Raw genomic sequence first — 20,805 nt, 5'->3', positions numbered from 1 at the left:
GGCTACTCTCGCCTGAGGCGAGTAGCCGGTCGGCTACTCGAATCGCGATAAGGGGGTCGGATGCAGATTCTCGCCGAGGCCGAGGACCTGCCCCAGACGGCGAACATCCGGACCCAGCTGATCAGCCTGTGGACGGCACCCGTCTTCGGTGCCGTCTTTCTGATCGCGTTCGTCGCGTTCCCGGGCTTCCTGCCGCCGATGTCGCCGCAGATGAGCGCCGATCAAGTGGCGGCGTTCTACGCGGACAACACCGCGCTGATCCGCTTTTCCATGATCACCTACAACCTCTGCGGCATCATGCTCTTGCCGTTCTTCATGGTGATCGTGGTCCAGATGAAGCGGATGTCGACGCAGAGCCACGCGCTGGCGTATTGCTACCTGACCGCCACGGTGAGCGGCGCAACGCTTTTCGCGCTGGCCGACATCTTCTACCTCGTCGCAGCGTTTCGTCCCGACCGCAGCCCTGAGTTGCTTCTGCTCCTCAACGATCTTGCCTGGATCACGCTGGTCGCTCCGGTCGGTATTCTCGTCGCGCAGAACCTGCTGCTGGGTCTCGCGGTCTACCTCGACGCGGGCCCCCACCCCGTATTCCCGCGCTGGGTGGGCCATTTCGCCGTCGTCACCGGCCTGGCGATGGCACCCGCTGCGGCCGCTGCAGTATTCCGGACCGGCCCACTGGCCTGGGACGGGTTCATCTCGTTCTGGCTCCGTGGGGGCGCTTTGGTCGTTTTCGTCTCGGTGATGTTCTTCGTCTTGCGCGCGGCGCTGCGGCGGCAGGCGGTCGAGGAAGGCGTGTCGGCCCCTTGAGCACGACAGTCTCACCGCCGTCGGCCGGTGTGCCCACCCAGTCGGCGAGCAAGCGTGATATCTGGATCGTCTTCTCGATCGTGCCCGCGTTCTACACGGCTTTCGGCGTCATCTTCTTCGCGCTTGCCAGAACCATGCCCCCGCCCCGACCGGATGTCACGACCGCGCAGAAGGTGGAGTTCTTCGCCGCACACGGCCTCACCATCCAGATCGGTTTCGGCATCCTGATCCTCGTCGTCGGCGGTGCGGGCGTGGCCAACGGCATTGTCGTGTATCACATGAAGCGCATGACGTCGGGCTCGGTGATGGCCTACGTCTACCTGGGCGGCATGGCCGTCGGCGCACTTCCCGGTTGCCTGCTCGTTGCCTTCTGCTTTCTGGCGGCCACCTTTCGGCCGGATCGCGATCCTGAAGTGATGGCGTTGCTCTACGACCTCGGGTGCCTGTCCTATGTCGGATCACTCGGCTGCTTTACCACCGCGTATTTCGGATTCGCCATCGCGATCCTCTACGACCGCAACAACATCTTCCCGAAATGGCTTGCCTACGTGACGGTGTGGCAGATCGTCACCGAGATCTTGGCCGTCCCGGTGTTCGTCGCACCTTCGGGTCCGTTCTCTTGGAACGGTTCGATGTCGTTCTGGACCGGAACGGCGATCTTCGGGTTCTGGTTGTCCTGCGTAATCTTCTTCCTGAAGAAGGCCAACGAGCTGCAACCGGCCGACCAGGCGCCGCTGCCGTGAGCGATACGCAGGCCCAAGCGCGCTCGACCGCCGGAGCGCCGGGGACCGGGCACCTACCCGGAGACGTGGCCATCTGGGTCATGGTGCTCGGCGATCTCATCATCTTCGGCTCGTATTTCGTGATCTTCATGGTGCACCGCACCATGGCGGCCCCGGAGTTCCTTGCGGCGCAACAGCACCTCAATCTGACGATCGGCGCGCTGAATACTGTTGTGCTGCTGACCAGCTCGTGGTTCGTGGCGCGCAGCGTGGTGAAGGCCCGCGCCGGCGACATCGCCGCCGCCCTGCGGCTGACCTACTTCGGTGGCGCCTGTGGAGTGGCGTTCATCGCCATCAAGGCCTACGAGTGGACGGCCAAGATCACTGCTGGGCAGACGATGGGCGGCTCCTCCCAATTCGGCGAATTCTTCAACTTTTACTACATGCTCACAGGCGTCCACCTCTTCCACGTCTTGCTGGGTCTGCTGATCATGGGAATCGTGGTGCGCGAGTTGCGGAATCCGCGCAAACGCAGGATGTCGATGGTCGAGTCCGGTGCGATCTACTGGCACATGGTCGATCTGTTGTGGGTGGTCATCTTCGGCCTGCTTTACGTGATGAGGTGACCGATGACGACCAGAATCACCGCAAGAGATAACCGTGCCATCACTACTGTGTGGCTCGCGCTCACGGCGATCACCGTCGTGTCGTGGTGGCTGGCACCTGGTCATTCCGGGGGCCATGCCGGGGCGAGCGTTCCGATCACCATCGCGGCGATCGTGTTGGGTTTCGTCAAGTGTCGGTTGATCGTCGGCTACTTCATGGAGGTGCGGACGGCACCGAAGTGGTTGCGCCACAGCACCGATGCATGGCTCGTCACACTGTGGACCGCAGTGCTGGTGATCTACCTGTGGTGACCGGCTGTCACACGCGGGCCGACGACGCGTCCCAACCCTGAGCGAACTCCGGCAGTGGATCGCCCTCGAGGCGCCGAATCCACCGCTCGCAGAAGGCGAAGGTCTCGGCGTGGCCGGTGCTGATCCCCAGTGCCCGCTCCATGACCAGCGCCTGGGACACGCTCGTGGCGAAGACGGTCCACACCACGGGAGGCACGTCATCCGAGACCATCCCGTACCGCTTCAGCGCCTCGTCGATCGCTCGGTTCTGCTCCTGGCGGAAGCGCTCCGCGTAGTAGACGATCTCGGCCCGCAGCGCCTTGCGGTGATTAGCCAGCCCCATGAACTCCATCGTCAGCCTGGTCGCCTCGGGGGCTGTGCTGAACCTCCACAACGCCCACAGCGGCTGCGGGGACTGCAGTGCGGTGGCCAACACGGCAAGCCCCTCTTCCGCCCTGCGGTGGAACACCGCGAGGAACAGATCCTCCATCGTGCGGAAGTAGTAGTGCACCAGCTGCGGCTTCAGCCCCGCGTGATCGGCGACCCGACGCGAGGTGACCGCCGCGTAGCCCTCTTCGATGAGCAGCTGCTCGGCGGCGTCGAGCAGCACGACGCGATTCTTCGCATCCGGTGCCCCGATCCGACGCGGCGATGCCATGCTGACCTCACTCCTTTGCTGGTGTTCTACCCCAGACCGGCTTCGGCGATACCCGACGACATGCAGATCGCGACTCGCACGCCGCCCGAGATCCTTGACCCTAACTCTTACACCATGCTAAGCAGGTGCTCAGCATTTCTGAAACGGTGGTCGAGATCACTCGCCCCGTACGACCCGCAGCCCGGGAGGCCATGGACATGAGCGACTTCGACACGATCGACTACTTCACCGATCCCTCGCTCGTGCCTGATCCGCACCCGTACTTCGATCATCTGCGTAGCAAATGCCCGGTGGTCAGGGAGCCGAACTACGGGGTCCTGGCCGTTACCGGCTACGAGGAAGCTGCGACCGTCCTCAAGGACGCCGACACGTTCTCGTCCTGTATCGCGGTGGCGGGGCCGTTCCCGCCGCTGCCGTTCACACCCGAAGGCGACGACATCACCGACCAGATCACGGCGCACCGGCCGCAGATGCCGATGTTCGAGCACATGGTGACGATGGATCCGCCCGACCACACCAACGCCAGGTCGCTGCTCAACCGACTCCTGACGCCGAGCAGGCTCAAGGAGAACGAGGACTTCATGTGGCGCCTCGCCGACGAAGTACTCGACGACTTCATCGACAACGGCCGCTGCGAGTTCCTGTCTGCGTACGCAAAGCCTTTCTCGCTGTTGGTGATTGCCGACATGCTCGGCGTACCCGAGGCCGACCACGATGAGTTCCGCACCGTGCTCGGCGCGCCCCGGCCCGGCGCGAATGTCGGTTCGCTCGACCACAGCGACCTGGTCGGCGCCAACCCGCTCGAGTGGCTGGACGAGAAGTTCATCGGTTACCTGGAGGACCGCCGCAAGGAGCCGCGGGATGACGTTCTCACTGCGCTCGCGACGGCGAAGTACCCGGACGGCTCGACTCCGCCGGTGATCGAGGTTGTCCGTTCGGCGACGTTCCTCTTCGCCGCCGGGCAGGAGACCACCACGAAGCTGCTGTCGGCGTCGATGCGGGTGCTGGGCGACCATCCCGACGTTCAGGAACGCCTGCGCCGCGACCGTAGCCGCATCCCGGTCTTCGTCGAAGAGGCCCTGCGGATGGATGCGCCGGTCAAGAGCCAGTTCCGGCTCGCCAAGAAGAACACCAGGGTCGGCGATCTCGACGTCCCCGCCGGTACCACGCTGATGGTCTGCCCGGGTGCGGTGAACCGCGATCCCGGCCGTTTCGAGCACCCCCACGAGTTCGACCTGGACCGCAAGAACGTCCGCGAGCACATCGCCTTCGGCCGCGGCGTGCACTCGTGCCCCGGCGGCCCGCTGGCCCGCGTGGAAGGCCGCGTGTCGATCGAACGCATCCTCGACCGGATGGGCGACATCCAGATCGACGAGGAGCTGCACGGCCCGCCCGGGGACCGCCGCTACACCTACGAGCCCACGTTCATCCTTCGCGGGCTCACCGACATCAACATCACCTTCGAGCCGTTGCGCTAGGTCCGGCGAATCCCCCACGGCAGCTATAGCGCCGTTCTAAAATCCGGAAATGGTGTTCTACAAGACGCTTCCGCTTCTCGCTGCCTCCATGGCGGGAGCCTTCACCGTGAGCGCGGTCCTAGCCGGCGGTACGGCCGCGGCGCAGCCGCCCATGCATCACGTGAAGTACACCGTCGGCGCCAGCCAGGACATCGCGAACGCCGAGATCTACTACCGGCAGAACGATCCGCCGAATTGGGGCGAGTACAGCCACAATCCGTACCTGTACACCCCGAATGTGGAAGCAAACCTCGGCCCGAACCAGCCGTGGGTGTTCGAAACCTGGCTGGCCGACCCGAATCAATGGTCCATGGTCGTCGTCGGGCTGCCGTCGTCGTTGACGCCGCCGCTGGCCGATCCGGGGTTCGTATGCGAACTGCGAGTCGACGACGTTGTGGTCGCGACCGATTCGGGTACCAAGGGTGCGCTGTGCTCGCAGCGCCCCTGGTAAACCCCGCGGCCTACTGCGGAGGCGGGTTTCCCCCACCGACCGAGGCGTCGCCGCGCGCCCAGTAGGAGCGGTTGTCCTTGGCGATACACGTCAGGAACAGCCCGTCCGGCGCCTGCGCCACCTGACCGTCGAGCGCGGGGCACAGGTCGCCCTCGTTCTTGATTCCGTGCATCTCCGGTGAACGGAACCAGCGCGGCTCGTAGCGCCGCGGCGATCCGCAGAACACCAGGCGTCCCCAATTCGTCACGCCGAACGCGTAATACGTCGTGTTGGCGCAGTACGAGCCGAGAACCACGTCCGGCAGGATTCCCGGGGTGCAGTTCGGGTAGTTGCATTCTCCGCCGGGGGGCGGTGGGGGCGGTTGAGCCGCTGCGGCAGCCGCGGTCATCAGGACGGCAGGGGCCGCGATGGCAGCGAGCGCTGCGACGAGAGATCGCATCCGAACATTTTCCCATGCGGCGGAACGAAATTCTCGCTTTTGAAGAGCTGTACTTCGGGCACGGTTAGGCTAGATCCCATGCGTGCTTCACGTCTGGTCACCGGCCTCGCCGCAACCGCGATCACCCTGCTGGGAAGCATGGGAATCGCCCCCACGGCCTCAGCGGACGAAGAGGACTGGGGTGTCAACCTCAGCGGAACGTGGCGGGTGTTCTCCGACGGCGAGTGGGCACGCACCAACGAGGTGAAAATCAAGCAGCAGTCGGTCCTTGAGACGTGGACCGTCAACATGACGTGCCTCAGCCCGATCGAATGCACGGGTGAGGTGAAGAGCTCGCTCGGGTGGACCGGATCGGTCAGACTCGATGACTTCTACTACGTCGAACACGTCGTTCCGAACTGGATGCCTTGCCCCAACGGCACTTTCGCGACCGGATACCAGAAGTTCCTGCTCTGGGGTGTCGATCCCCCGACCCAGCACCGGATCAGGCGGAACATGTCGGTCATCGCCGGCCGCAACATCACCAAGAGCGACAGCGGCGCCTGCGGGGTCAATCTGTCGAAGGTGATCGAGCTGCCGGCGCGGCTCGACAAAATCGCCTGAGCCGCACCGGGTTCCTCGATCGATCACATCGGCAGCAGGTCTTGCCAGGTCTTGGGCGCTGTTCCCGTCGCCACATTCGTGACCTGGTGCATCGTTCCGTCCGGAGCGAGGTACTCCCCTGTCTGCGGGTTGTACTGCGCCGTGCCGACGGTCGGGACACCGGAATCGTTGCCGCCGAACGCACTTGGCGCCACCGGAACCGCGCCGCTGGCAGGTGCCGGCGCAACCGGTACAGCCTGCCCCGGTAGCAGCGGACCTTGGCCGGCAGGCAATGGGGCCGGCGGAAGGATCGGCGGTTGCGCCGGAGGCGGTGCACCGGGCACCATCGGGGCGGGAGCCCCCACCGGGAACGGCGGAGTGCCAGGCGCCGACACCGGTGGTGTCCCCGCCCGCACGGCACCCGGGGGCAGTGGCGTTCCCTCGATCGGAGTGTAGATACGGTCCGGCCCTTCGACGAACGAGTCGATCGGGACACCCTGGGACACCAGGTTCGGATCGAACGGATAGGGCCCGGTGATGTGGTTGCGAATCGCGGTGGGAATGAATCCTCGTGGATCGTTGCACAATTCGACGGTGGGGGCGCGCTTGCCGGGGTGCTCGATGCACGGGTAGTTACGCGCGCCGCGGACGTTCATCGGAGAGTCCTGCGGCAGCTTGCAGTACAGACCGTCCGGGGTGTCGACGGTCGTCTCGTCCTCGGGAGAACGCCACTGCGTCGACGGCAGGAATCCCACCGTGCACGGGTTCGGATCGCTGATGGTCAATGCGAAGTCACCCATCGGCAGACCGGTGGGGCTGTTCTGTGGGAGACCGAAAGACTGCTGGGCGGCGATGATTCCGGGGAACAGCACGAGCAACTGTTCGATCGCAGGGTTGTAGGTGAGCAACGTCTGCCCCACCGTGCTGAGGTTCGCCAGCAGGACCGGCAGCGTCGGCTTCAGCTGATTGAGCAGGGTGCTGACCTCCTGCGCGAATCCCGGGCCCTGCTGCAGCAGCGCGCGCACCTGCGGGTCGTTCTGCACCACCTGCGCCGAAATCCCGTTCAGGCTCTGCGCCCACGTCCGGATCGCATCGGTGGTCTCGGCCTGCGAATCGATCAGTGGTCGGCTGTCGTCGATCAGCCCGCGGAATTCACCGGAGACACCGTTGGCGTCCTCGGTGATCTGTGCGGCGGAATCGAGCAGCGAGCCGAAGTCCGGCCCGGCGCCGTTGAACGCTGTGAAGGTCTCGTCCAGCAGATCCGGGATCCGCTCCTTCGGCAAGCTGTCGACCATCGCGCTCAACTGGTCGAGCATCGGACCGACTTGTTGCGGAACCTTGGTCGCGGTGACCGGGATTCGGGACCCGTCCTCCAGGTAGGGTCCGTCGTCTGTCTCAGGGAGCAACTCGACGTACTGCTCGCCGACCGCGGACACGCTGCGGACCTCGGCACGCAGATTGGCAGGAATCTGCGGCGAAGTGTCAAGGGACAGTGTGGCTTCCGCTCCGTTCTCGGTGAGGGCCACCCCGGTGACCTTGCCGACCTGAACTCCGCGGTACGTGACGTTGCTGAACCGGTAGAGCCCGCCCGATTCGGGCAGCTCCAGGGTGACCGTCAGCCGGCCGACACCCAGCAGCGTGGGCACCTGCATGTAGGCGAACAGCATCACCGACACGCCGACGATCGACGCGATCGTGAAGATGATCAACTGGGTCCGGACGAAGCGGGTGAGCATCAGCCACCTCCTCCAGGTGTCGGCACGGCGGGTGCGGGTGGCACGGCCGGGGGCGGCGGTGTTTGCGCCCCATATGGACCGGCGAAGATTTGGTCACCACGCAGCGGTTGGGCTTGCGAAAGCCACGGCGCCGCAGGTGGTGGCGGCACCACCGGCAGAATCGGTTCAGCAGGGATGACCGGAGCCGGCGGTGGCGCGACACCTTCCGCCGCGGGCGCCACAGGCGCCTCCGGAGGCGGCGTCACTCCCATCATCAGCGGGTTGTACATGTAGTTCAAGTAGTACGGATCACCCGGTGCGGGAATCAGTTTGGCGTTTTGGTCACCCCACCGTGTTCCGGCGAGCAGCGTCTTTTTCAACCGCGGGTAAGTGAGGTCGAAAATCGCGTAGAGGTTGATGTAGTCGCCCCTGGTGATGCGGTCGGCGAACGTCGGCCCGTATGGGAACGCGCTGGCCCACAGCACCGCCTGGTTGAGGTCGGGTCCGATGTCGGCGAGCGCACCGAGGACGGGACCGAGGTTCTCCAGGTTCTTGACGAGATCGTCTCCGGCGTCGTTGACCAGCTGGGTGGCTGTGTCGCTGAAGGTTCCGAGCCGCTGAAGTGCTGTGGTGAAGGTCGGACGTTCCCTGATCAAGACATCGATGGCCGGCGGGATCTCTTCGAGCGCCCGGTCGATCACCTCACGCTGGTTGGCGAATGTCCCTGCGACTTGGCGCAGTTCCTTGATCGAGGCGATGATGTTTTCGCGCTGCTCGGCCAGGACCCCGACGAAATTGTCGAGCCTGGTGAGCAGTTCGCGCACCTCGGGCTCCCGTCCCGACAGCGCGGTGTTCATGTTGTGGATGATGTCGCCGATCTGGCCGAGCCCACCTCCGTTGGCGACGGTCGACAAGGATGACAGTGTCTGCTCGGTAGTCGGGTACGTCGACGACGAGTTCAGCGGCAGCGTGCTTCCGGGTTGCAACTTGCCCGTCGGCGCCTCACCCAGCGGCGGGTTCAGCGACAGGTGCATCGACCCCAGCAGGCTGGTCTGTCCGACAGTGGCTACGGCATTGGCGGGCACCACGACGTCGGGTTTGACCGAGATTTCGACGTCGGCGTGCCAGTTCTGCACCGTCATCTTGCCGACGCTGCCGACGACGACGTCGTCGATCATGACCGGCGAATTCGACTCCAGTGTCGCGACGTTCGGCACCTGCACGTGGTAGGTGACCGCGTCTCCCCCGCGTCCCACCGCACCCGGTAATGGCAGCGAGTTCACCCCTTGAAACGCGCAGCCCGAGAGCGACAGCGCTGCAGCGCAGCCCACGATCGTCAATGACTTCGCTCCGCGGATCATGATGGCGGCATCCCTTCTGCGGGCAGCAGGGGCCCAGCGGGCGCGGGTGCGGGCGCTGGCGTGGGCGGCAACAGCAGTCCGTCGACCGTCTGCGGCGGCTGAGGCTGCGCCGGGATGTTCGACAGGATGTTGGGCGGACCCGGCAGTGGCGCACCCGGATACAGAGCCGGTGACGGCGTCGCAGGCGCATCGGAGTCGGGCTGGTAGATACCCGGGGGTCCAGGAGGTGCACCCCACCCCGGTGGCGGCGGGATGTCGCCGGAGCCGGTGTATGCCGAGACGGTCGGCGGTATCTCGGGCGGGTCGCCCGGCCCGGCGCCACCGGGGGCAAGCTTGGGATCGGTGTAGATCGTCCGGTCGGGACTCACCGCGGGCCGCAGGTAGGCGTTGATCGGGAACGGCAGGTTGTGGATCGGGATCGAGCGCAGCGCGGGCCCGAGGTACTGCGAGCACAGCTTGGCGGTCTCAGGAGCGGTGGTGTTGGCGACGCCGCCGATCAGGCCGCACACGAACCACACCGGGTTGGAGAAGTTCGACACCGAGAACGCGCCGGTGACCGATCCGCCGTTCGGGTAGTAGATGTTCTCGAAGTTCGCGATCGCGTTCGGCGTGATGTGGAGAACGTTCTCCAGTGCCAGCTTGTTGTCGGCGAGCACCTGCATCACCTGGCCGAGGCTGCGGACCTGCTCGGCCGTCTGATCCCTGCTGCCGACGACGAACCGCTGAACCTCACCGATGGCGAACGACAGGTCGGTCAGCGCGGCGTCGAGGTCTGACCTGTTGTCGTCGATGACACTCGTCAAGGTGGCCAGGCGGTTCTGGAACATCACAATCTGTTCCTTGCTGTCGCGCAGTGCCGACACGAACACCTGGAGGTTCTTGATGATGTCGACGATGTTCCCGCTGCCCTCGGCGAAAATCCTTGCCACACCAGACAGTTGACGTAGCGTCTCGCGCAGCTTCTCGCCGTTGCCCTCCATTGCGTTGGCGGCGCTGTCGACGAAGCGCGAGATCGACGTCCCGTCCATGCCGGTCTGTGGTCCCAGTTCCTCTGAGAGACGCATCAATTGGGTTTTGACCTCATCCCACTCGACGGGGACGGCGGTCCGGGTCTCCGGAATGGAGCTGCCGTCGTCCATCGTGGGACCACCGCCTTCGCGGTAGGCCGGCGTCAGCTGCACGTAGCGGGCGGCGACCAGGTTCTGCGCGACGATCACGGCTTTGGCGTCGGCCGGGACGGGCACGTCCCTGTCGACGTTGAGCGTCATCTTCGTCAGCGTGCCCTCCGGCTCGATCTTGTCAATCGTGCCGACCTTGACGCCTGACACTCGGACCTCGTCGCCCGGGTAGATCGCCGTCGCCGTCGGGAAATACGCCGTGATGGTCTTCGGCCCGAAGAACACCTGCCGGACGAGGAAGGCCGCGCCGGCGATCAGGAGGATGGCCAGCAGGATCGCCGTGCCGGCCACCAGCCGCTTACGGGTTGCCATCATTGGGGAGGTCTCCAGGCTGGGGAAGGCTGTTGACGGGGAACGGAAGCTCGGCCCGCGGTCCGGCGTTGTCCGGCGGCTGTCCCTGTTCGACACCGCGCCGGAATCCGAAGGCGTATTCCAGGAACGGCTGTAACAGCTGTGCGGGTTGGATGTTCGGGATGAGCGCGTTGTAATACGCGCCGTTGGAGACGATCTCGCCCTGCGTGAGGTAGTACTTCGCCGCCCCCGGAAGCATCTTGGCGAGGTTGTCGCGGTTCTTCTCCAGCATCCGCGTCACGTTGTTGAGACGCTCCAGTGCGGGTGCGAGCTCGGCCTCGTTGTCGGCGACCAGACCTGACAGCTGCTGCGACACCGTCGAGATGTTGGCGAGCAAGCTGGTGATGGCGTAACGGCGCTCGTTGAGCACCGCGAGCAGGTCGTTGGCGTTGAGAATCAGCGCGTTGACCTGTCTGCTGCGCTCGGAGAAGATGCCGGTCACCTCGCCCGCAGTCCTGAGCAACTCGGCGAGGCTCTCGTTGCGGCTGTTGAGTGACTGGGACAGCCGCGAGAGGCCGTCGAATGTCGGACCCAGTTGCGGCGCAATCTGATCCAGCGTTGCCGACAGGGTGTCCAATGATTGGTTCAGCGACGCGGTGTCCGTGTTGGCGGTGTTGTCCGTCAGCTCGCTGACGGCATCGGTCAGCGAGTAGGGCGACGACGTCCGGGTGGCCGGTATGGCCTGCTGGGGATCGAGCGTGCCACTGCCCGCCGAGTCCAGCGCCAGCACCCGCTCACCCAGCAGGGTGCCGGTGCGGATGTGGGCGGTGGTGTCGGAGCCGAGTGCGTACTTGCCGTCGATCGTGAACCCGACAAGGGCGTCGCCGTTGTCCAGTTCGATGGACGACACCGAACCGACCTTGATGCCGGACAGGGTGACGTCGTTGCCGACGGTGAGACCGCCCGCTTCGGTGAACAGCGCCTGGTAACGCACGGCGGTGGCCCACTGCAGCAGGCGTTCGGGCTGCAGGCCGACGGCGATGACGAGGATGATCAGGACGACGCCGATGAAGCCCGCCCTGGCAAGTCGAGCACCACGATATTTCAGCATTATTCGTCCACGCACCTTCCCTCTTCTTGCTTGATCCAGGGGAAGACGACCGTGCGTCCCTCAAGATCGCTGGCGCGGAAAGAGATGCCGCAGATGTAGTAGGGGAACCACGCGCCGTACGAACCGACGCGGGCGAGCTTGCGATAGATCTCAGGCAGACGCTGAAGTGTGGCGTCGAGGCGGTCGAGATCGTTGTCGACCAGCGGCGCAAGCCTGTGCAGCTCGTCGACGGTGTTGGACATCGGCACCCGGCCTCGGCCGAGCAGGTCTGCGATCGAGGCGGTTCCGTTTTCGAGCGACGTGATGGCGGTGCCGATCGGGTCGCGATCGGCCGACAGCCCGCTGACGAGCTGCTCCAGTTTGTCGATGGCTCCGGAGAATTCATCACCGTCCTCGGCGAGGGTGTCGAGCACCGTTCGCAGGTCGACGATCAGCTCTTCGATGACCTGGTTGTTGTCGGCCAGCGAATTGCTGAACGACGACGTCTTGGCGAACAGTGAGTCCAGCGTCCCACCCTGGCCCTGCAGGATCTGGATCAGTGACGTCGTCAACCCGTTCACGTCTTCAGGATTGAGCCCCTGGATGACGGGCTTGAGCCCACCAAGCAGCACGTCGAGGTCAAGCGCCGGAGCTGTCCGGTCCTCGGGAATCTGACCGCCAGCCGGGACGATCTGGGTGGAGTCGGGGGTGTCGACGAGCTCCAGATAGCGATCGCCGACGAGGTTGAGGTACCGGATTGCGGCCTGGGTGCCTGTGGTCAGCACCGTGTTCTTGTCGGCGTCGAAGGTGACGAGCACCGACCTGTCGGCCTGCAATTCCACGTCTTTGACGGTGCCGACCCGGATACCGGCAATACGCACGGTATCCCCCGACTTCAGCCGGGACGCGTCCTTGAAGACCGCTGAATACTCGTTGGCCGGCCCGGTTCTGGTGTCACTGAACACCAGGAACAGGAACGCGGTCAGCACCGCCATCACGAGCCCGAAGATGGCGAACTTGATGAGGGTCGACACGGAGCGCGTCATCCCGGCATTCCGATCTGCGCCGTGTTGCGCGGCGGCCCGTCGAGGGGACCGAACAGCCAGTTCTTCAAGCCCTCAGAGTTCAGCAGAATGCCCTGGTTGCCGTACTGCGCGGGATTGGACCCGACGTCACCGACGATCAGGGGCGGGATGAACTCGGCAGGCATCTCGGGCAGGCCCAGTTCCGTGCAGTAATCGCGTCCGCCACTCTTGGCGGCCACCTTCGGGAGATCGCCGGGGTAGCGGTACCGCTCGACGCCCAGCGTCAAGCCCGACGACACGATGATGCCCGAGTATTGCGGTGGCGATTTCGCGAAAGGCACCAAGCCGCCGATGCCACACCACAGCGACTTCTTGTACAGATTCAGCAGACCGGTGGTGGGTTCGAGCTTGTCGAGCACGAAGGTCAGCGCTTCACGGTTGCCGCCGATGACCTCGTTGCCGAGGTCGGCCAGCCCGATTGAGCTGATGAGGAACTGGTCGAGATTGTCCTGTTCATCGACGATCGAATTGCCCAGCGTGGTGGTATTTTCCACCGTCGACACCAGGTCTGGTCCGGCGTCGGCGTATGCCTGTAGCGCCGGGACCATGGCCTCGATGTCGTGCGATAGGTTCGGCAGGCTCGGTTCGATCTTGGCCAGCAGCGCGTTGAAATCCGACAGCGTCTGCCCGAACTTCTCCCCACGGCCGTTGAACGCCTGCGAGATCGCCCCCAGGGTTTCGTTGAGTTTCGTCGGATCGACGCTGTCGAGCACCTGCACGAGCTGCTGGAACACGGTGTTGATCTCGACGGTCACGTGATCGCCTTCGAGCACCTGACCGCGCTTCAGTTCACCGCTCGGATTCTGTGGCGCCTCGAACTGGACGAACTTGGCGCCGAACACCGTCGACGACGCGATGTCGACGCTGACATTGCCCGGGATGAGGTGCATCTGAGACGGGTCGATGTCCAGCTGCAACTGGGCCTTGCCGTCGGGCAGATACGAGATCGACTTGACGGTGCCCACCTGAACACCGCGCATCTTGACCTTCGCGTCGGGGTTCATCACCAGGCCTGCGCGCTCCGAGAGCACGGTCACGGGGACGGTTTCGGTGAACTTGCCTGCGAACAAACCGATCGCCAGCGCAAGGATCAGCACCAGTGCGACCACAAGGCCGAGACCGGCAAGCGGCCGTCCAACGCTCTTGCTCATGTCCGCCTCCTAGCCCGACAGGTTGAAGTTGCCGTTGGAACCGTAGATCGACAGTGACACCAGCAGTGTCACCGACACGACGACCACCAGTGAGGTGCGCACCGCGTTACCGACCGCGGCGCCCACACCCGAGGGTCCGCCGGAGGCGAAATACCCGAAGTAGGTGTGCACCAGCAGGATTGCGATCGCCATCAGCACGGCCTGAAGGAACGACCACAACAGGTCGATCGGGTTGAGGAAGGTGTCGAAGTAATGGTCGTACAGTCCGCCGGACTGCCCGAACAGGACCACGGTGGTGAATTGCGATGCCAAAAACGACAAGATCACCGCGATCGAGTACAGCGGCGTGATCGCGACCATGCCGGCCACGATGCGCGTCGAGACCAGGTATTCGACCGGCCGGATGCCCATCGACTCCAGGGCGTCGATCTCCTCGTTGATCCGCATCGCGCCCAGCTGCGCGGTCACACCGGCACCGAACGTGGCGGCCAGGCCGATGCCGGCTACCACGGGCGCGGCGATGCGCACGTTGATAAACGCCGCCAAAAAGCCGGTCAGGGCCTCGATGCCGATGTTGCCCAGCGAGCTGTAGCCCTGGATCGCCAGCGTGCCGCCCGCGGCCAGGGTCAAGAAACCGACGATCACCACGGTGCCGCCGATCATCGCCAACGTCCCTGCACCCATGGAGATCTCGGCGATCAGCCGGATGATCTCCTTGCGGAAGTGCACCGCCGCGTGCGGCACCCCGCCCAGCGCACGACCGTAGAACAGCACATGGTCACCGAGGCGGCCCAGCAGCGACACCGGCCGGCCAAGCTGATCGATCAGCCGCGGGAAGCGCGACCTGATAACCGTCGAAGTACCCATACCCGCGCTATCCCGTCGTCATCCGGATGCCGATGGCGGTGACGACCACGTTGATCACGAACAGCGCCATGAACGCATACACCACCGTCTCGTTGACCGCGTTACCGACGGCTTTCGCGCCGCCACCGGTGATCGTCAAGCCGCGATAGCAGGCCACCAGCCCCGCGATCAGCCCGAACAACGCAGCCTTGATACACGAGATGATAACCTCCGGAACCCCGGTCAGCAGGGTGATCCCTGCAGCGAACGCTCCCGGGTTGACGTCTTGGACAAAGATCGAGAAGAAGTATCCGCCAAGGATTCCGATGATCACCACGAGGCTGTTCAGCAACAGAGCGACCAGCCCGGCCGCCAGCATCCGCGGCGTGACCAGTCGCTGTACCGGGTTGATGCCCAGCACTTCCATCGCGTCGATCTCCTCGCGGATGGTGCGCGACCCGAGGTCAGCGCACATCGCGGTGGCGCCTGCGCCGGCGACGATCAGCACCGTCACCAGCGGCCCGACCTGGGTGACCGCACCGAACGCCGCACCCGCACCCGAAAGGTCGGCGGCGCCCAGCTCGCGCAGAAGGATGTTCAGCGTGAACGACACCAGCACCGTGAACGGAATCGCCACCAACAGCGTCGGCGCCATCGACACCTTCGCCACAAACCAGCACTGCTCCAAAAACTCACGCCACTGAAACGGCCTGCGGAACACATACAGCACCGCATCCATCGACATCGAGAAAAACCCACCCACCGCCTGCATCGCACCCGACAACCCATTCGGCAGCGCAATACCCGTCGTCCAACGCTCCGGTCCCTTAACCGCCATGCGGGCCCTCCAGGATGGTCACTGCTGATACTGCTGTCGGTCCGCCTATGTTGTGCGCCAGAGCGATTCGCGCACTGTCAACTTGGTTGACGGCCTCGCCGCGCAGCTGAGAGAACAGTTCGACGCACTGAGCGACGCCGGTCGCGCCCGGTGGGTGCCCCTTGGCCTTGAGCCCACCACTGGGATTCACCGGCAGCGCGCCGCCGACGCTGGTCACTTCGGCCTCTAGAAGTTTGTAGCCGCCCAGCCTTTCGGCGAAGCCGAGATCCTCATAGCTCATCAACTCGATTCCCGTGAGGAAATCGTGCACCTCGGCGACGTCCACATCTTCGGGTCCCAGCCCCGCCATCGCGAAGGCCTGTTTGGCCGCCTTGGTGGTCGCCGGGAATGTGGTCAGGTCCTGCTTGTGCTGATGCATCACCGAATCGAGGCCCAGCCCGACACCGCGAACCCAGACAGGCCGGTCAGTGAAGCGATCGACGACATCGTCGGCGGCAATGACGAGCGCTGCGGCACCGTCACTCTGCGGTGCGCAGTCGTACAACCGGAACGGGGTCACCACCGTTGGCGCGTTCAGGGCCTGCTCCATCGTGATCTCAAAGCGCAACCGCGCCTTCGGGTTGTTCACTCCATGGCGATGGTTCTTGACCGCCACCATGGCTAAGTGTTCTTCAGTTGCCGGAGATTCGTGGAGATATCGACGAACATGTAAGGCAAAACCTGCCGGAGCGACCAGACCCAGCGGGTAATCCCAGGCCATGTCACGCGCCATGGCCTCCCATTCCCACAGCATGTCGGCCGACGTGGTGTCGCGGAGTTTGTCGGCTCCGACGACGAGAGCGACATCGAACGCTCCCGACGCCACCCCGAACATGGCGTTGCGGACCGCGTCATGTCCGGTCGCACAGGAGTTCTCGACACGTGTCACGGGAACGTCTGGCAGACCCAGAGTGTCGGCCAGGATACCCGACGGAAATCCGTCCGCGGTGCCCATTGCGCCGAACCACGCCGCCTGCACATCGCTCTTGGCCAGACCCTTGTCGACGCTGGCTGCGCACGCCGAGAAGGCCATGGGGAGAAGATCTTTGATTCCCAGCGCGAAGTGTTCGGCGAACGGCGTCATGCCGGCGCCGACGATGGCCACCCGCCTCATGCGGCGTCCTGATCGGGTTCGAATGCGTAGCCGTAGTCCGGAACCCCCGACCGCACGGCGACCCGGCGCAGCGCCATCCGGCCCCTCTCCCCGATGTCCACCGTGCCTGGCGTCGCGCCGGTGACCTTCACGAGTGCCCGGATACCGACGCCGTCCAGCTCGACGATCACCAACGAGTACGGCGTCGTCAGCCCGGGAACGGGGATGTGCACCGTCGTCTCGGTATAGACCGTGCCTGTGCGAGGCAGCGGAACCAACTCGTAATCGGTCGCCAACGCGCCGTCGGCCCCGACACGGTAGCGCGGCGGGAAGTCGAGCTCGTCGGAACCGGCGAATTGTCCTGCCTCCCAGCGGACCTTCGCCTCGAACGCCCGCTCGTAGGCGGCCAGCGAGATCGGGATGTTCGCATCGGATCCAGGCGTGCTCTCCGGTGTCGGGCGCGGCCGGGGCTCCCTGCGGTGGGTCTGTGCGGTTCCACCGCTGACGCTGATCCCTGACAGGATCGCCTGCTCGACTGCCACCAGTGGGCCGGTCCGGCCCTGCTCGGCAAGGCCCGCCAGGGCGAAGAGGCTGGCGCTCGCGCCGACCGTCGGCAGCACCGGCGGATCGCCGAGGCACAGATCGACCGCCCGTGCATGGTCGACGCCTGCGACGGCCACCGGGGTGTCCAGCCACGCCGCGGCCAACGAAGCAATCAAACCGCGCTCGTGCAGCAGCCGCGGGTCTCCGTAGTCGTGGACGTCTCCGGTTGCCCGCCGTGTGCGCACAGGAAGACTTCGTGCGACGCGCGCCGCGGTGCGTACCTGCAGCCCGCGTTCGGCGGTCAGGATTGCCGCCGCTCCCGCGGGCACAAGGTCGGCCCCGATGATCAGGGTGCGTGGACGCGCCGAACTCAGGGCGTCGACCGTGGCAGGCGCGCCGCCGAGACGTTCGTCGACCTCCAGCTCGGGATCCAGTCCGAGACCGGCCAGCAGGACCGCCGCGTTGCTGCTTTCCACCAGCGGCAGGTCGCGGCTGACGAGAACCACGCGTTCGACCGCGCCACCACCTGTCAGAGCCGCCCGCCCCGCCTCGACGGCCATCGTGACCGCGTCCTCGTCATCGCCGGCAACCCGCTGCAGGGACGAACCCCAGCAGGGAAGGTAGGTGCCGACGGATGCGACGTAGGGCATTCGTTAACTCCGGGCCGCTGACGTCACGTGACGGCGCCCGCGGTCTTGAGCTCGATGATGCGGTCCCAGTCCATGCCGAGTTCGACAAGGATGTCGTCGGTCTGCTCGGCGAAACCCGGCGCGGGACCTGAGGTGGGGGCGGCGACATCGAACTGCACCGGGTTGGCGACCAGCTCGAGTTCGCCTGCCTGCACCAGGTATTCGTTGGCGCGGATCTGGGCATCCTCGACGGCCTGCAGCGTGTCCTGCACGGGTGCCCACGGTCCTGCCAGCGTCGCGAACCGCTCGCTCCACTCGGGCAGCGACCGCTTCTGCATGGCCTCGGTGAGGATCTCGTTGGCCGCGGCGGTGTTCTCGGCAATCGATTCGGCGGTCGCGAAGCGCGGGTCGTCGATGAGGTCGTCGAGTTCCATGTGCCTGCACACGTCGGCCCAGAACTTCGTCGGCTGCATCATCACGAAGGAGATGTAGCGGTCGTCGGCGGTCGGGTACAGCCCGACGAGTGGATTGAACGGCGACCCTTGCGTTCCCGGCGGGAACGCCTCCATCCGTTGACCCAGATGTTTGGTCAGCGCCACCGTGTGACCCATCGACCACAGACCGCTGCCGAGCAGCGACACATCGACCACCGACGGCTCACCGGTGCGCTCCCGCTTGAGAAGCGCCGCCGCGATGCCGCCGGCGAGGTTGGTGCCCGAGATGGTGTCGCCGTAGGCAGGTCCGGGCGGGCCGATCATGCCAGGCATTTCCGGAGGCGTGATCGTGGCGGCGGTGCCCGCGCGGCACCAGAAGGCGGTCATGTCATAGCCACCCTTGACCGCCTCGTCACCGCGGGGCCCCAGTGCGCTGCCGCGGGCATAGATCACCGAGGGGTTCACTGCACGGATGTCGTCGACGTCGATGCCGAACTTCTGGCGGTGGCCCGGCAGAAAGCTGGTCAGGAAGACGTCGGCACGGCGCGCCAGTTCCAGAAGTACCTCGCGGCCTTCGGGCACCGACATGTCGAGCCCGATACTGCGCTTGAGGCGATTGGCATGCTCGATGTTCGGGTTCGGGTCGCCGTCGACGCGCAGCAGCCCCGTCTGACGGAGACCGCGCTGCGGGTCGCCGGTGACGGCGTGCTCGACCTTGATGACGTCGGCGCCCCACTCGGCGAGTACCGCGCCCGCCGACGGAACGAAGCCATACATTGCGACTTCGAGAACGCGGATCCCGTCCAGCGGCTTGCTCACGAGACCACCTCGGCAAATGTCTTGCTCTCCAGGAACTCTTCGAGCCCCGCCTTGCCCATCTCCCGGCCGATGCCTGACTGCTTGTATCCGCCGAACGGGCTGTCGGGACTGAAGTAGTTGCCTCCGTTGATGGAGAAGGTGCCGGTGCGGATCCGTCGCGCCACGGCCAGCGCACGGTCCTGGCTGCCGAACACCGCTCCGGACAGCCCGTAGATCGAGTTGTTGGCGATGCGTACGGCGTCGTCGTCGTCCTCATAGGCGATGACGGCCAGGACGGGACCGAACACCTCTTCCTGGGCGATCTCACTGTCGGGATCGACATTGGCGAGCAGTGTGGGGGTGTAGAAGTAGCCCGGATCGACTTTCTCTCCACCCGTGACCAGAGTGGCTCCCGCCTCGACGGCGCGCTTGACCATGCCGTCGACCTTGTCGCGCTGCTTCTCGCTGATCAGCGGGCCCATGTAGGTGCCTTCGGCCTTCGGGTCGCCGTATCTGACGAGACCGAAGTTGTTCTTGATCATCTCGACGAGCTCGTCCTTGTGTTTCTTCGGGACGAGCAGACGCGACGTCAGGGCACAGCCCTGACCTGCATGGGTGACCATGCTGAACGCGGAGAACAAGGCGGCCATGTTGAAGTCTGCGTCGTCGAGCACGATCGCCGCCGACTTGCCGCCGAGCTCGAGAAAGACCTTTTTCAGCGTTCCGCTGGCTGCGGCCATGATGGCGCGACCGGTGGGCGTGGATCCGGTGAACGTGACCATGTCGACGTCGGGACTGGTGGTCAGCGCCGCGCCGACGGCGGGGTCGGCGCCGGAGAGCACGTTCACGACGCCCGCGGGGATGTCGGTGTGGTTGGCGATCAGCTCTCCGAGGGCGAGCGTGACGAGCGGGGTGTCTGGTGCGGACTTGAGTACCACCGTGCACCCGGCGGCAAGCGCGGGTGCCAGCTTCGCCAGAGCGAGCTGGTTGGGATAGTTGTAGGCGATGATCGCGGCGACGACACCGCCCGCCTCCTTCTCGACCCAGCGGTGGTGCTGCATGCCCCGGCTCTCGATGTTGCCGAGGTCCTCGGTCAGCGGATAGGTCTTGAGCAGATCGGCGTAGTACCGCACGATCTCGATCGGCTGATCCAGTTGCGCGCCCTGGCACAGCGCGGGCGTGGCGCCGACCTCGGCGATGGTCAGGTCGGCGAGCTCGTCGCGATGCTCGACCAGCGCGGTGTGCAGCTGCTCCAGGCAGCGGATCCGCAGCGCGGTGTCCGTGGCCCAGCCGCTGTTGTCGAACGCCTCGCGCGCGGCGGCTACCGCAGCCTCGGCATCGGCGACCCCGGCGTCCGGTGCGTAGCCGAGCACCTCGCCCGTCGCCGGGTTGAGCGAGGGAAACGTCCGGTCCGCCTCGAGCAACTGTCCGCCGATCAGAAGGCGGCGGCTGACGTCGCGCTCAGCGGTCACCTCGCCCGAGATCGTGGCTGTTTCCGGCATCGTCCTCCTCAGTCCGAGCGTCATGCGATGGCTTGATGTGGGCTAATGTGATGGAAACTGCATTCTCATCTCCGGCGAATCATACATTCGCAGGATGAGAACTCAAGAAAATCGGAAGAACCATCGCTGCCTGGGAAGAA

The 20,805-nt window shown here is 65.2% G+C and carries 21 protein-coding genes; 7 read left to right on the top strand and 14 right to left on the bottom strand.

Translation table 11 applies throughout. From position 1 onward, the window contains the following. Positions 1-60: 60 nt before the first annotated feature. The 4 genes from AWC12_RS29585 (at position 61) to AWC12_RS29570 (ending at position 2,446) form a co-directional block, all read left to right on the top strand. A complete protein-coding gene (locus AWC12_RS29585) occupies positions 61-807 on the top strand; it encodes a hypothetical protein (RefSeq protein ID WP_085178385.1) in 747 nt (248 codons plus the stop codon). Next, positions 804-1,550 carry a hypothetical protein gene (locus tag AWC12_RS29580; RefSeq protein ID WP_085178384.1) on the top strand — a complete coding sequence of 249 codons (747 nt, stop codon included), beginning with the start codon at positions 804-806 and terminating at the stop codon, positions 1,548-1,550. Before AWC12_RS29585 ends, AWC12_RS29580 begins: the two co-directional genes overlap by 4 nt. Positions 1,551-1,630: 80 nt before the next feature. Next, positions 1,631-2,155 (top strand): cytochrome c oxidase subunit 3, encoded by a 525-nt coding sequence (locus tag AWC12_RS29575; protein WP_085178446.1) that lies wholly within the window; start codon positions 1,631-1,633, stop codon positions 2,153-2,155. A 3-nt stretch (positions 2,156-2,158) separates the two neighbouring features. Further along, positions 2,159-2,446, top strand: a complete 288-nt coding sequence (locus tag AWC12_RS29570; RefSeq protein WP_085178383.1) for a cytochrome C oxidase subunit IV family protein — start codon at positions 2,159-2,161, stop codon at positions 2,444-2,446. Between the two features lie 7 nt (positions 2,447-2,453). On the opposite strand, the gene AWC12_RS29565 is transcribed toward AWC12_RS29570, so the two are convergent. Then, on the bottom strand, positions 2,454-3,083 hold the full coding sequence (locus AWC12_RS29565) for a TetR/AcrR family transcriptional regulator (protein WP_085178382.1): 630 nt from the start codon (positions 3,081-3,083) through the stop codon (positions 2,454-2,456). A 197-nt stretch (positions 3,084-3,280) separates the two neighbouring features. On the opposite strand from AWC12_RS29565, the gene AWC12_RS29560 reads away from it, so the two are divergent. Beyond that, entirely contained in the window at positions 3,281-4,561 is a 1,281-nt protein-coding gene (locus tag AWC12_RS29560) for a cytochrome P450 (RefSeq protein WP_085178445.1), read from the top strand. A 49-nt stretch (positions 4,562-4,610) separates the two neighbouring features. Continuing rightward, complete coding sequence (locus AWC12_RS29555; RefSeq protein ID WP_085178381.1) at positions 4,611-5,051, top strand: Rv2576c family protein; 441 nt, start codon at positions 4,611-4,613, stop codon at positions 5,049-5,051. Between the two features lie 10 nt (positions 5,052-5,061). On the opposite strand, the gene AWC12_RS29550 is transcribed toward AWC12_RS29555, so the two are convergent. Then, complete coding sequence (locus tag AWC12_RS29550; protein WP_085178380.1) at positions 5,062-5,490, bottom strand: hypothetical protein; 429 nt, start codon at positions 5,488-5,490, stop codon at positions 5,062-5,064. 78 nt (positions 5,491-5,568) lie between these two features. Between AWC12_RS29550 and AWC12_RS29545 the strand changes: the two genes are divergently transcribed. Next, positions 5,569-6,093 carry an Rv2253/PknI dimerization domain-containing protein gene (locus AWC12_RS29545; RefSeq protein ID WP_024448316.1) on the top strand — a complete coding sequence of 175 codons (525 nt, stop codon included), beginning with the start codon at positions 5,569-5,571 and terminating at the stop codon, positions 6,091-6,093. A gap of 23 nt (positions 6,094-6,116) precedes the next feature. Here AWC12_RS29545 and AWC12_RS29540 read toward each other — a convergent pair whose 3' ends face one another. Genes AWC12_RS29540 through AWC12_RS29485 form a run of 12 tightly spaced genes read right to left on the bottom strand, consistent with a single transcriptional unit; the run spans position 6,117 to position 20,665 of the window. Then, a complete protein-coding gene (locus AWC12_RS29540; protein ID WP_085178379.1) occupies positions 6,117-7,808 on the bottom strand; it encodes an MCE family protein in 1,692 nt (563 codons plus the stop codon). Then, the gene (locus AWC12_RS29535; protein ID WP_024448314.1) at positions 7,808-9,148 is read right to left on the bottom strand and encodes an MCE family protein; all 1,341 of its coding nucleotides are present in this window, start codon (positions 9,146-9,148) and stop codon (positions 7,808-7,810) included. Before AWC12_RS29535 ends, AWC12_RS29540 begins: the two co-directional genes overlap by 1 nt. Next, complete coding sequence (locus AWC12_RS29530) at positions 9,145-10,641, bottom strand: MCE family protein (RefSeq protein ID WP_024448313.1); 1,497 nt, start codon at positions 10,639-10,641, stop codon at positions 9,145-9,147. Before AWC12_RS29530 ends, AWC12_RS29535 begins: the two co-directional genes overlap by 4 nt. Further along, on the bottom strand, positions 10,625-11,728 hold the full coding sequence (locus AWC12_RS29525) for an MCE family protein (protein ID WP_024448312.1): 1,104 nt from the start codon (positions 11,726-11,728) through the stop codon (positions 10,625-10,627). Before AWC12_RS29525 ends, AWC12_RS29530 begins: the two co-directional genes overlap by 17 nt. Continuing rightward, the gene (locus AWC12_RS29520; RefSeq protein WP_024448311.1) at positions 11,728-12,753 is read right to left on the bottom strand and encodes an MCE family protein; all 1,026 of its coding nucleotides are present in this window, start codon (positions 12,751-12,753) and stop codon (positions 11,728-11,730) included. Before AWC12_RS29520 ends, AWC12_RS29525 begins: the two co-directional genes overlap by 1 nt. Beyond that, complete coding sequence (locus tag AWC12_RS29515) at positions 12,750-13,943, bottom strand: MCE family protein (RefSeq protein WP_085178378.1); 1,194 nt, start codon at positions 13,941-13,943, stop codon at positions 12,750-12,752. The genes AWC12_RS29520 and AWC12_RS29515 overlap by 4 nt, the downstream gene beginning before the upstream one ends. A gap of 9 nt (positions 13,944-13,952) precedes the next feature. After that, positions 13,953-14,810 carry an MlaE family ABC transporter permease gene (locus tag AWC12_RS29510; protein ID WP_024448309.1) on the bottom strand — a complete coding sequence of 286 codons (858 nt, stop codon included), beginning with the start codon at positions 14,808-14,810 and terminating at the stop codon, positions 13,953-13,955. A 7-nt stretch (positions 14,811-14,817) separates the two neighbouring features. Then, positions 14,818-15,627 (bottom strand): MlaE family ABC transporter permease, encoded by an 810-nt coding sequence (locus tag AWC12_RS29505; protein WP_024448308.1) that lies wholly within the window; start codon positions 15,625-15,627, stop codon positions 14,818-14,820. Then, on the bottom strand, positions 15,617-16,780 hold the full coding sequence (locus AWC12_RS29500; protein ID WP_085178377.1) for a thiolase C-terminal domain-containing protein: 1,164 nt from the start codon (positions 16,778-16,780) through the stop codon (positions 15,617-15,619). The genes AWC12_RS29505 and AWC12_RS29500 overlap by 11 nt, the downstream gene beginning before the upstream one ends. Then, positions 16,777-17,952 (bottom strand): OB-fold domain-containing protein, encoded by a 1,176-nt coding sequence (locus tag AWC12_RS29495; protein ID WP_085178376.1) that lies wholly within the window; start codon positions 17,950-17,952, stop codon positions 16,777-16,779. Before AWC12_RS29495 ends, AWC12_RS29500 begins: the two co-directional genes overlap by 4 nt. Before the next feature lie 23 nt (positions 17,953-17,975). Then, the gene (locus AWC12_RS29490) at positions 17,976-19,184 is read right to left on the bottom strand and encodes a CaiB/BaiF CoA transferase family protein (protein WP_085178375.1); all 1,209 of its coding nucleotides are present in this window, start codon (positions 19,182-19,184) and stop codon (positions 17,976-17,978) included. Then, positions 19,181-20,665: an aldehyde dehydrogenase family protein gene (locus AWC12_RS29485; RefSeq protein WP_085178374.1), complete on the bottom strand. Its 1,485-nt coding sequence runs from the start codon at positions 20,663-20,665 to the stop codon at positions 19,181-19,183. Before AWC12_RS29485 ends, AWC12_RS29490 begins: the two co-directional genes overlap by 4 nt. Between the last annotated feature and the right edge of the window lie 140 nt (positions 20,666-20,805).

The organism is Mycolicibacterium iranicum, assembly GCF_002101705.1.
GTDB lineage: Bacteria > Actinomycetota > Actinomycetes > Mycobacteriales > Mycobacteriaceae > Mycobacterium > Mycobacterium iranicum.
Note: the sequence above shows the minus strand (reverse complement) of the source record. Positions and strands in the feature narration are given on the sequence as shown.